The 10,567-nt window shown below is 70.5% G+C and carries 10 protein-coding genes; 2 read left to right on the top strand and 8 right to left on the bottom strand.

Annotation, left to right across the window (positions count from 1 at the left end; genetic code table 11):
- Positions 1 to 5 precede the first annotated feature (5 nt).
- The gene (locus tag Q0Z83_RS30265) at positions 6 to 1,106 is read right to left on the bottom strand and encodes a glycosyltransferase family 4 protein (RefSeq protein WP_317786637.1); all 1,101 of its coding nucleotides are present in this window, start codon (positions 1,104 to 1,106) and stop codon (positions 6 to 8) included.
- A 90-nt stretch (positions 1,107 to 1,196) separates the two neighbouring features.
- Between Q0Z83_RS30265 and Q0Z83_RS30260 the strand changes: the two genes are divergently transcribed.
- Positions 1,197 to 3,305 (top strand): hypothetical protein, encoded by a 2,109-nt coding sequence (locus Q0Z83_RS30260; protein ID WP_317786636.1) that lies wholly within the window; start codon positions 1,197 to 1,199, stop codon positions 3,303 to 3,305.
- Here Q0Z83_RS30260 and Q0Z83_RS30255 read toward each other — a convergent pair.
- Positions 3,253 to 4,074 carry a glycosyltransferase family 2 protein gene (locus Q0Z83_RS30255; RefSeq protein WP_317786635.1) on the bottom strand — a complete coding sequence of 274 codons (822 nt, stop codon included), beginning with the start codon at positions 4,072 to 4,074 and terminating at the stop codon, positions 3,253 to 3,255. The genes Q0Z83_RS30260 and Q0Z83_RS30255 overlap by 53 nt on opposite strands.
- Positions 4,075 to 4,204: 130 nt before the next feature.
- On the opposite strand from Q0Z83_RS30255, the gene Q0Z83_RS30250 reads away from it, so the two are divergent.
- Positions 4,205 to 4,948 carry an EAL domain-containing protein gene (locus Q0Z83_RS30250; RefSeq protein WP_317786634.1) on the top strand — a complete coding sequence of 248 codons (744 nt, stop codon included), beginning with the start codon at positions 4,205 to 4,207 and terminating at the stop codon, positions 4,946 to 4,948.
- A 1-nt stretch (position 4,949) separates the two neighbouring features.
- On the opposite strand, the gene Q0Z83_RS30245 is transcribed toward Q0Z83_RS30250, so the two are convergent.
- The 6 genes from Q0Z83_RS30245 to Q0Z83_RS30220 all read right to left on the bottom strand — a co-directional run bounded on the left by Q0Z83_RS30245 (position 4,950) and on the right by Q0Z83_RS30220 (position 10,506).
- Positions 4,950 to 5,912 carry an ABC transporter substrate-binding protein gene (locus Q0Z83_RS30245; RefSeq protein WP_378078112.1) on the bottom strand — a complete coding sequence of 321 codons (963 nt, stop codon included), beginning with the start codon at positions 5,910 to 5,912 and terminating at the stop codon, positions 4,950 to 4,952.
- Positions 5,906 to 6,505 (bottom strand): GTP-binding protein, encoded by a 600-nt coding sequence (locus tag Q0Z83_RS30240; protein ID WP_317786633.1) that lies wholly within the window; start codon positions 6,503 to 6,505, stop codon positions 5,906 to 5,908. Before Q0Z83_RS30240 ends, Q0Z83_RS30245 begins: the two co-directional genes overlap by 7 nt.
- Positions 6,489 to 6,905 carry a DUF742 domain-containing protein gene (locus tag Q0Z83_RS30235; protein ID WP_378078114.1) on the bottom strand — a complete coding sequence of 139 codons (417 nt, stop codon included), beginning with the start codon at positions 6,903 to 6,905 and terminating at the stop codon, positions 6,489 to 6,491. The genes Q0Z83_RS30240 and Q0Z83_RS30235 overlap by 17 nt, the downstream gene beginning before the upstream one ends.
- Positions 6,902 to 7,327: a roadblock/LC7 domain-containing protein gene (locus tag Q0Z83_RS30230; RefSeq protein ID WP_109599425.1), complete on the bottom strand. Its 426-nt coding sequence runs from the start codon at positions 7,325 to 7,327 to the stop codon at positions 6,902 to 6,904. The genes Q0Z83_RS30235 and Q0Z83_RS30230 overlap by 4 nt, the downstream gene beginning before the upstream one ends.
- Positions 7,328 to 7,374: 47 nt before the next feature.
- A complete protein-coding gene (locus Q0Z83_RS30225) occupies positions 7,375 to 9,813 on the bottom strand; it encodes a sensor histidine kinase (RefSeq protein WP_317786632.1) in 2,439 nt (812 codons plus the stop codon).
- Between the two features lie 270 nt (positions 9,814 to 10,083).
- Positions 10,084 to 10,506, bottom strand: a complete 423-nt coding sequence (locus Q0Z83_RS30220) for a sarcosine oxidase subunit gamma (RefSeq protein ID WP_317786631.1) — start codon at positions 10,504 to 10,506, stop codon at positions 10,084 to 10,086.
- Positions 10,507 to 10,567 lie beyond the last annotated feature (61 nt).

Here is a 10,567-nt window from a genome sequence, read left to right as displayed (position 1 = left end):
TGTCGTCAGGCCGCCACCCGCATCGGGCCGCGGGGCACCCTGGCGTGCCGCTGGACCTCGGCCAGCAGGGTGTCGGCGACGGTGTCCCAGGAGTGGGCGCCGCCGTACGGCAGCGGTGCCGGCGCCGCCCGCAGCCAGCCGGGCAGTGACTCGGCCAGGCTCGCGGCCATCGCCTCGGGCCGGGCCGCCACCACGACCCCACCGGCCGCCGTGGTCGAGTCGCGCAGCCCCGGCACGTCGTACGCGATGGTCGGGGTGCCGAGCGCGGCGGCCTCGGTGACCACCAGGCCCCAGCCCTCCCGCACGCTGGCCGCCAGGTGCACGTGCGACCGGGCCATCAGGTCGTGTTTCTCCTCCTCGGAGACCCGTCCGTGGAATGTGACGTGGGCGGGCGCCGCGGCGGCCAGCCGGTCCAGCAGTGGGCCCCCGCCGATCATCCGCAGCCGTAGCCCGGGCACCCGCTCGCGGGCCAGCCCGACCGCCCGGATCACGTCACCGGGCCGCTTGTAGCTCACCATCCGCCCGCAGAAGACGGCCGTGGGCTGCTCGTCCTTGGCCGGCCGAGGCAGCGGCAGCGGTGGCTCGTAGCCCTCCGGCACCACCGTCACGTCGTCCGCGCCGAACCGGGCCAGCGCCTCCCGCGTCGACTCGGACACCGCCAGGATCGGACCGCCGCCCAGGCGCCGCAGCCAGTTCGGCTCCAGCCGGTGCCGGCCCAGATGCGCGAGCACCGGCGGCGCGTTGATGTGCCAGATCTCCTCGCAGGTCTGGTGGACCAGGGCGACCGTCCGGGTACCGTCGTCGACCCACTCGTGCGCGTGGAACGGCACCGTGTTGGTCTCGTCGATCACCACGTCGAAATTGCCGCGCCCGTGGCGCTGCCACCACCGGCGGGCCTCCCGGTAGACGGTGAACCGGCTGCCGGCGCGGACGATCCGGTAGCCGTCCCGGATCTCGTGCGCCGGCCGCCCGTGCACCGCCGCCGCGAACAGGGTGACCTGGTGCCCGGCCGCCGCCCACCGGCGCAGCACCTGCTCGGTGTAGACCTCGGCCCCGCCGGCCGCCGGGTGGCTCAGGTCGCGCCAATTCAGGATCAGGATCCGCATGACCGGGAAGATCGGTCGCCCCGCACCGTGGTTGAGAAACGTTCGCTGATATCCACACCGCAGCTCTGACCAGCGGCGATAGTGGATTAAGTGACCGATGACCGCCGAAACCGGTCCGGCCGGCATCGGCGGCGGCTGGTCGTGGCCCGGTTCAGCGGGCCGACCGCGGAGTCCGTGCTGCTCGGCCTGATCGCCGGTGTGCTGGTGGTCGCGCCGTGGACCCGGTCCGGCTATCTGCTGCTGCTGGACTGGGTGTCCGGGCCGCACCAGGCGCTCACCCCGGGTCTCTACGGGCTCGACCCGGCGGCGCTCGACGCGCTGCCGTACCGGCTGGCCACGCACGGGATCAGGGCCGTCTTCGGGGCCGGGGCGACGAGCTGGCTGATGATCCTGGCCTACTTCCCGATCGTCGCGGGCGGTGTCTCCGCACTGGCCGGTGGCAGCCGGTGGCGGCGGCACCCGGCGGCGCTGTTCGCCTGCCTCAACCCGTTCGTGGTGGAGCGGATCCAGGCCGGGCACGTGCCGTTCCTGCTGGCGGTGGCGCTGCTCGGCCCGATGGCGGCGTCGGCCGTGCACGCCCGGCGCCGGGGCCGCTGGTTCGCCGCCCGCCCGGCCGGCTGGTACGCGTTGGCCATCTCGGTCGGCGCGCACGCGGCCTGGCTCGGCGCGACGCTGCTGATGGCGATCGCGCTGCTGCCCCGCCCGCGGTGGCCGGATCTGGTCCGTACCGTGGTGGTGATCGTGTCGGCGGGCTGCGTCTACGCCTACGCCGCGGTCGTGGTGGCCAACGCGATCCTCACCGTCCGGGTCGGTGACCAGGACCTGGACGTGTACCGGACCTACCCGGGCCAGGCGGGTCTGGCCGGGGCGGTCTTCACCCTGCGCGGTTTCTGGCGGGGCGCCGCCGACAGCAGCCCGCAGGCCGCCCTGAACGTGGCCCCGGCCACCGTCCTCGTGGTGTCCGCGCTGGCCGGGCTGGCGGTGCTGTGCTGGCGGGAGCCGGTGATCGGCCTGCCGTTGAGCGCCGTCACCGTGGCCGGGGTGACCCTCGGCGCGGGTGTCGACGGTCCGCTCGGCGCCGTCTACCGGATCGCCTTCGACGTCCTCCCTCTCTTCGAGGCCATGCGTGAGCAGCAGAAATGGGTTGCGCTGGCGATGCTCGGGTATGCCGTCGGGGTCGGCGCCACGGTGGAGGCGGTGATGACCCGGCTGCGGTCGAGCACCTCCGGTCTGCGGCAGGCGGTCGCGATCACGGCCGCGCCGGCGCTGATCGGGATGTACGCCACGCTGGGCGCCTCCCTGGTGTGGGGGCTCGGCGGCACGGTACGGGTGAGTCACTACCCGCAGTCCTGGTACGCCGCCGACCGGATCATGGGGGCCGGTGACGAGTCGGTGCTGTTCCTGCCGTGGCACCAGTACCAGCCGTTCGCGTTCACCGCGAACCGCAGTGTGGCCACCCCGGCCGGGGCGTTCTTCCGGCGGCCGGTGCTCAGCAGTGACGCGGCGGAGCTGGGCCAGGTGCGAACCAACTCGGCGTCGCGGCGGATGGCGTACCTCGACGAATTGATCGCGCGGGGTGGCGGTGGCCAGTTCGGGCAGTTGATCGCGCCGCTCGGGGTCAGGTACGTCGCGCTGGCCCGGGATCGGGAGAGCGACATGTATGCCTGGTTGGACCGGCAACTCGATCTGGCGCCGGTGCTGAGAACCCGTGAACTCGACCTCTACCGGGTGTCGGCTGAGGGTACGGGCCGGGTGGTGAGCGCTCGGAACGGGGATCTGGCCGATGCGCTGGGCTGGGCCGCGAAGCGGCGCCTGGGAACGGAGACGGTGCTCGCCGGGGCCGGTGACGGGATCGTCCCGTCCACCGCTACGGGGAGTCTGCGCCGCGCCGGTTCGACACAGTGGCGGGTCGCCGAGGGCGCGGCCGGCTGGGTGGTGGTGCCCGAAGAGTGGTCGGCGAACTGGACCGCAGGTGATCAGGTCACCCGGCCGACCGTCGCGGGGACGGTGGCGGTCCGAGCCGGTACCGGAGCCTTCACGGTGCGGTACGCGCCGTGGAAGTGGTTGCGTCTGGGTCTGGCGGTGTCGCTGTCGTCACTGGCGGCGCTGCTGGTCGTCGGGGTGCTGGAGCACCGGCGGGAGTGGCTCAGGCGGCGGCCTGACGGTAGTGACCGGCCAGGTGCCGGCGGTGGATCGTGACGGTGTCGCGCAGCGTGCGGACGATCGTGTTGGTGGTGACCGTGCTGCCGTTGGCGCCGGTGTTCAGGGCGACCGGGGCGGCCTGCATGTTGCCGATGCCGGCGGCCTTGGCGGCGACGAAGAACTCCAGGTCGAAGGCGAACCGCTGCTCACGCAGGTGCGGCAGCAGCTGGGCCAGCGCGTCCCGGCGGATGATCTTGCAGCCGGTCTGGGTGTCCTTGACCTTGAGCAGGAAGAGCAGGGCGACCAGGGTCGAGTAGACGATCGAGATGAGCTTGCGGAGTCGGGTGGCACCGCTGACCGAGCCGGAGTGTCGCTTGTCGGCGTAGACCGCCGTGTGGTCGCCACCGCGGGCCAGCATCAGGTAGGTGGCCAGGTGGTGCGGCGCGATGTCGCCGTCGGCGTCGATGAACCCGATCCAGGCGCCCCGTGCGGCGGCGAAACCCTGGTGCAGTGCGTTGCCCTTACCCGAGTTGGTGCGGTTGTCGATCAGGCGGACGCCGGGGATGCCGTACACGTGGTGCTGCGAGCCGTCGGTGCTGCCGTCGTTGACCGCGATGATCTCGTGCCCGACGCCGGCGGCGGTGAGCGTGGCGGCGATGTCGCGGATCGTGCGGGCCACCACCGGGCCGCAGTTGTAGAAGGGGACGACCACGGTCAGCTCGATGCCCGCGGTGGCCGGGGCCCACAGGTTGGGGTCGGCCGCCGGCGCCAGGGTGGCGACGGCGGCGGCGGTGACGGGGCGGTGGATGGTGGCGGTTGCGTTCATGGCCAAAACGTTCGAGCCGCAACCTCAAGCTCAGTTCTGGCCGGATTCAGGCTTGAGACAAGGGTGTTCCCACCGGTAATCCAGAGCCCGGGTTGAACCCGGCTTGAGAAAGGCTCCGCACCATTTGGGCATGACTTCGCAGACGGCGGCTACGAGCCAGGCCACGATCGACATCCTGCACGGGGTGCTGCGCACCGAGGCGATCGAGCCGATGTTCCAGCCGGTGCTGCGCCTCTCCGACGGCGCGGTCATCGCCTACGAGGCCCTCGCGCGGTTCCACAAGGACACGTGCCTGAACCCGGACATCGCGTTCGCCGCCGCCAACGAGGCCGGCCTCGGGGTGGAGCTGGAGCTGCTGGCCATGCGGCGGGCTCTGGCCGCTCTGGACGAGGTGCCGGCCGGCGCCTACCTGAGCACGAACCTGTCGGTGGAGGCCATCCTCGACCCGCGGGTGCAGGAGATCCTGCTGGCCCACGCGCACCGCCGGATCGCGGTCGAGCTGACCGAGCACACCCAGGTCTTCGACTACCCGGGGCTGGTCGCGGTCACCGAGCAGCTGCGCGCCTACGGGATCCGGATCGCGGTCGACGACGCCGGCGCCGGGTTCGCCAGCCTCAGCCACATTCTGCAGCTGCGCCCGGACATCATCAAGCTGGACATCACGCTGACCAGCGGCATCGACATGGACCCGGTACGGATGGCGTTGGCCCGCTGCCTGGCCGGGTTCGCCTCGGACATCGGCGCCATGCTGGTCGCCGAGGGCATCGAGACCGAGGCCGAGCGGGAGAAGCTGCAGGAGTTGGGCATCCGCCTCGGCCAGGGCTACCTGCTGGGCCGCCCGGCCCCGCTGCCGAAGCAGGGCCGGACGGTCTGACTCAGGGCAGCCACTTCTCCCAGACGGTGCGGTGCGCGTCGGCCCACTTCTTCGCGGCGTCCTCGGCGGACAGCCCGTTCTGGACCATGTCCTTCGCCACCTGGTTCTGGTCGGCGTTGGTCCACTGCCAGTTCTTGATGAAGGTCGCCGCCGGGTTACCGGAGTCGACCCACGCCTTACGGCCGATCTTGTCCAGGTCGTACGGCTGGTAGTCGCAGGCCACCTTCTCCGGGTCGGAGTCACAGCCCGGCGTGTAGTTGGGCAGCGGGATGTGCACCAGTTTCACGTCCGACAGGAACCACTGCGGCTCGTAGAAGTACCCGAGCAGCGGCGTCTTGTCCGCCTGTGCCTTCCGGAACGCCGCGATCAGCTTGTCCTCGCTGCCGGCGTACACCACCGTGAAGTTGAGCTTGAGGTTCTCGATCAGCGCCGGGTCGTTGGAGACGAACGACGGATCGCCCGCCAGGAACTGGCCCTTCGCCCCGGATTTGGCCGTCTTGAACAGTTCGGCGTACTCGTTGAGGTTCTTCCAGTCGGTGATGTCCGGATAGGTCTTGGCCATCCACGGCGGCACGTACCAGCCGAGCACGCCCTTGTTGCCGGTCAGACCCAACTCGACCGCGATCTTCTGCCGGTCGATGTATTTCTTCTTGAGATCGTCGTGGCCCCAATTCTCCAGGATCACGTCGATGCTGCCGTCGTTGAGACCGGCCCAGGAGGCGGTCTCGCTCAGTTCGGCGGTGGCCACCTTGCAGCCCATCTCCGATTCGAGCAGATAGCTGACCACGGCGGCGTTCGCGGCGTACCCGGACCAGGGGTTGACCGCGATGTTGACGGTCCCGCAGCGGTTGTTGACCGGCACCCCCGGTGGCGGGCTGATCGCCGCCTCGCTGGTCGAGCAGCCGGCCAGGGCCGCGAGACCGATCGCGGCGATCACCCGGGGCAGGATCCGCCCGGTCACCACGCCGAGGCCCGTTCCCGGGCGGCCCGCTTGAGCAGGACCTGCTCGGTGAGCGCCACCAGCACGCTCTTCACCGACTCGCGCTCCCGGGCGTCGCACTCCACCAGCGGCAGGCCGGGGCCGACGCCGAGCGCGTCGCGGACCTCCTCCAGGTGGAAGCGCTGCCCGCCGCTGAAGCGGTTGATGCCGACGATGAACGGGATCTCGTGCTCCTCGAAGTAGTCGATGGCCGGGAACGAGTCCTCGATCCGGCGGGTGTCGACCAGCACGATGGCGCCGAGTGCCCCGTCGACCAGGTCGTCCCAGAGGAACGCGAACCGGTCCTGTCCCGGAGTGCCGAACAGGTAGAGCAGCAGCGCGTCGTCGAGGGTGATGCGGCCGAAGTCGAGGGCGACGGTCGTGGTGGTCTTGCCGGACACCGCGGAGGTGTCGTCGATGCCGATCGACTTCTCGGTCATCTCGGCTTCGGTGACCAGCGGTTCGATCTCGGAGATGGCGCCCACGAACGTGGTCTTGCCGACGCCGAAACCACCGCTGATAACGATCTTGACAGCGACGGGGTGCGCTGCCGAAGGCTCCCTAGAGCGCCCGGACACGGTCCCTGATCCTTTCGATCAAACTGGTAGAGAGCTCGCCGACCGACTCCTGCACGGTCAGATAGCCCTGCGTGATCAGGTCGGCCACGATCACTCGGACCACGCCGAGCGGCGCGCGCAGCGCCACCGACAGGTCCGCGACCGACCTCGGCGACTGCGCGAGCTCGACGATGCGCCGGGACTCGAAGCGCAACGGCGCCGACAGAGCGGCCGGAGCCGCGTACAACAACGTCTCGATCCGCAGCCCGTCCTGCAGAGGCTGGGTCCGCCCGTTCGTGAGCATGAACGGGCGGATCACCGGGTCCTCGTCCGGGTCGGTGGAGTGCAGCCCGGAAGACGGCCGGTGGGAGCCGGCGTACGGGATCATCTCGGGCTCGGAGCCCCACGAAGGGCTGGTCATCGCGGTAGGTGTTGCCGGGACTCTGCGATCAGGGCCGGGGTGAGCAGGTCTCCGAACCGGTCGGCGAGCAGGGAGATCTCGTAGCCGACCAGGCCCAGATCGCACTCGCTGCCGGACACCACGCCGAGGACGCTGCCACCGCGGATGACCGACACCAGCAGGAAGCCCCGGTGCATCTCGATCATGATGAGTTTGAGGCCGTCGAAGTCGTACCGCCGGGAGGCGCTGCGCGCGAGGCTGGCCAGGCTGGAGACGATGGCGGCCAGTTGGTCCGCCTCGGCCCGGTTCAGCCCGTCCGAGCTCGCGATCAGCAGGCCGTCGGAGGACACCGCCACGGCATCACGCACGCCGTCCGTCTGGTGCACGAAGTTGCCGAGCAGCCAATTGAATTGGTGCCGATCCGCCGACGTGTCTACGCTCATCATTCTTCTTTCCAGGTTGCTGCCAAGGGGCCATTTCGGGATAGCAGTCACGACAACCCCGCTGTTTCGGCACTGCCACGCTGGATGCCGCCACGCAGCGCGTTGAGCCGGTCACGTACCGACTCGGGCGAGTCGTTGATCAGGCTCGACTTCTCGATCGTCGGTGCGGCCGTCTCGGCCTTCCGTGGCTGGCCGCCACGCTGCGCGCGGGGGGTGCGCTTGCGCAGGCCGTTCGCCGTCCGGGGCGCGCTGTCGTCGGAGAGCGAGAAGGTGTCCATGCTCTCCAGGGGCTCCCGCTGCGCCGGGATCGACACCGGCGCCGGTGCGGGCACGGGCGCCGGCGCGGCCGCATGTCCGTCGTCCACCACCACGTACTCGATGGCCGTCGACTGCAGCGGCCGGATCGGGGCGGCGTCCATGGTCGGCAGCGGCGCCGGCATGACCACGGTGGGCGCCTCGATGGTCGCGGTGATCTGGCGGGCCGACGAGGACGCCGGGCGGGCCGCGGGCCGCGGCGCGGCGCCGACCGGCTGCGCACTGGCCAGGATGTCGGCGGGCAGCGTGATCCGGGCCGTCACACCGGTCACCGGCGACGGCGTGAGCTGCACCTCGATGCCCATCTGCATGGCCAGACGACCGACCACGTAGTGACCGAGGAACCGGGCCGGCGCGGTGATGAAGTCGCCCTCGCCGCGCAGGCGCTCGTTGGCCCGGGCCATGTCGTGCGGGGACATGCCGATGCCCTGGTCGCTGACCGCGATCAGATAGCTGTCACCGATCCGGCGACCGTGGATCTCCACGTCCACGTCCGGCGGGGAGAAGGCCAGACCGTTCTCGATCAGCTCGGCCAGCATGTGCGCGATGCCGCTGACCGTGGAGCCGGTGACCAGGCTGTCGTCCACCCGGCGCAGGGTGACCCGGCGGTACTCCTCGACCTCGGAGACCGCGGCCCGGATCACGTCGGTGACGTTCAGCGGCTCGGAGAGCTGCCGCGGACTGGACGCGCCGACCAGGATCAGCAGGCTCTCCGCGTTCCGCCGCATGCGGGTGGCCAGGTGGTCGAGCTCGAAGAGGTTGGCCAGACCGGTCGGGTTCGACTCCTCCCGCTCCAGCTTGGTGATGAAGCCGAGCTGGCGGCGCAGCAGGTTCTGGTTACGGCGGCCGAGGTTGGCCAGCGACTCGGCGGTGGTACGCCGCAGCACCGCCTGCTCGGTGGCCAGCTCGTAGGCGGTGGCCTGGATCCGGTCGAACGCGTCGGCCACGAGTCGGACCTCGATACTCGCGCCGCGTGGCACGAGCACCGGCAGTGGTGGCGCGGTGCTGTCGCCGGTCGCCGCCCGCTGGACCGCCTCCGGCAGCTGGAGGACGGCCAGTCGGTTCGCCTCACCGGCGAGCACGGTCAGCGGCCGGGCCACCGACTGCGAGGCCACGGTGGCCAGCCAGATCGAGCCGGCCAGACAGATCAGCACGGCGCCGAGCAGCACGCCCATCCGAACCGACGCCTCGTCCTCGAGGGTGTTGGCACGGGCCGAGATGACCGAACCGACGTGCCGCTCCAGCTGGAGCATGTCGTCCAGCAGCGTGGTGTGCGCCGACCACCACGCCTGCGGGTTGACCTGGAGGTAGCGCCCGTCGCCGGAGAGCAGGGCGACCTGCTCGAAGTAGGCCGCCTCCCGGGCCGGGCCGGTGTCGAACAGGTATTGCCGGGCGGCCCGCTCGGTGTCGTTGGCGTACCTGTCGAACGCGGTCAGCGCCGCGTCCTTGGTGGACCGCTGGGTGACGAACTGGAGGAACTCGCCCTGCTTGAAACCGCCGGCCGAGAAGACACCGTTGAGGAAGGCGCGCTCCTGGGCGATCGCCTCCTTGGCGGCACTGAGCGACTCCAGGGCGGCGGCACCGCGGCGCAATTCCTCGTCGCCGGTGCTGTCCAGGTCGAAGTCGAGATTGCTCAGGTCGGCGATGCGCGCGGTGTAGAAGGCGAAGGTGGCGGCCCGCACGCCGGAGCCGGTGTCGGTGCCGGCGCGGACTCCGGCCAGGCCGTCCAGCTGCTGGACCGCGGCGGCCACCCGGTCCTCGACGTCACCGCCGTCCGAGACCAGCACTTCGAGCTGGTCACGGCTCAGGTCGACGGCGTCCCGGGCGGGCAGCAGCTCGTCCTGGAAGCCCTCGTTGCCGCCCAGGTAACCGGCGGTCAGGCCACGCTCGGTCTGCAGATCCTGCACCAGTTCCTGCACCGCGACGTTGATGTCGACGGCGCGGGCGGTGGCCGACGCCTCGCGATAGTTGGCGACCTCGCCGACGGCGACGATGGTGAGCAGCACGAGGGTGGTCGCGACCGGCAGGGCCAGGGTACGGATCACCCGCCGGCGGATCGTGCCGCCGGTCCGGTGGCTCAGGACCTGCTTGTCACCTGCGTGGGCGCCGGGGGCCGGTGTGGTGTCACCGGCCGGCTCGGACAGCTCGGCGCCCTCGACATGGACGGACAAGCGATCAGCTCCTCTGTCGGCTGCCGGCGGGGCCCCGTCCTGCGCCGGCACGCGATGCGATTCACGGCAATGAATCGTTAAAGTTTGTTAAGCAAAGTGGATCCGAAGCAGCGCGCGATGACGGTCGCGGAGTCGGAAATCCGACCTTCCGTGATCGCCGGACAAGAATCTTCTTTTCCTTGTTGATGGTCAACACCGCAGACCGAAATTTACGATGGTGCAACCTCTTTACGCATTGCGCGTATTACTGTCCGTAGTATGGGAGCGCTCTCAGTGACCGGCGGTGAGTTCTGGGCTCACGTCGAGAATCCACGCCGCGAGATGCGCCGCGAATGACGAACGCACCAGAACCCGGAATCCCGATTCGCGGCGCTGTAACACCACGGGCGTGTGCGCGAGAATCGTCTGCGCGCAGTCGCCGATCGCGAAGACACGCGGATGCAGATCGATCGAGCAACCGAACGCCAGAAGCTCCCGGACGGCCGGACCGCTCAGATCGAGCGCGGTGCGTTGCGCCGAGACGTCCACAACGGACGCGTCCGGGCCGTGGTACGCCGCGGTCAGCCGGTCCTCCGAACCGGGCGGTCCGACGACGAGGAACTCGTCCGGCCCGAGGGGGAGCACGTCCACATCGGCGGGCCGCGACGACGGAAGGCCGCCGGTCCGCACATTGATCTGGGCCAGGAACGGCACCTCGGAAACGGTGATCGCGCCGCTCAGCGTCGCGAGCCGGTCACGGAGATCACCGAGGGGT

This window comes from Actinoplanes sichuanensis, assembly GCF_033097365.1.
In the GTDB taxonomy this organism is placed as follows: domain Bacteria; phylum Actinomycetota; class Actinomycetes; order Mycobacteriales; family Micromonosporaceae; genus Actinoplanes; species Actinoplanes sichuanensis.
The sequence above is the reverse complement of the archived record's forward strand: the minus strand, read 5'-3'. Positions and strand labels throughout refer to the sequence as shown.

What these genes read in the sequence shown, in the direction of transcription:
- Q0Z83_RS30265 (WP_317786637.1), bottom strand. Translation starts at nt 1,106, where the DNA reads ATGCGGATCCTGATCCTGAATTGGCGCGACCTGAGCCACCCGGCGGCC.
- Q0Z83_RS30255 (WP_317786635.1), bottom strand. Translation starts at nt 4,074, where the DNA reads ATGAACGCAACCGCCACCATCCACCGCCCCGTCACCGCCGCCGCCGTC.
- Q0Z83_RS30250 (WP_317786634.1), top strand. Translation starts at nt 4,205, where the DNA reads ATGACTTCGCAGACGGCGGCTACGAGCCAGGCCACGATCGACATCCTG.
- Q0Z83_RS30235 (WP_378078114.1), bottom strand. Translation starts at nt 6,905, where the DNA reads ATGACCAGCCCTTCGTGGGGCTCCGAGCCCGAGATGATCCCGTACGCC.
- Q0Z83_RS30230 (WP_109599425.1), bottom strand. Translation starts at nt 7,327, where the DNA reads ATGAGCGTAGACACGTCGGCGGATCGGCACCAATTCAATTGGCTGCTC.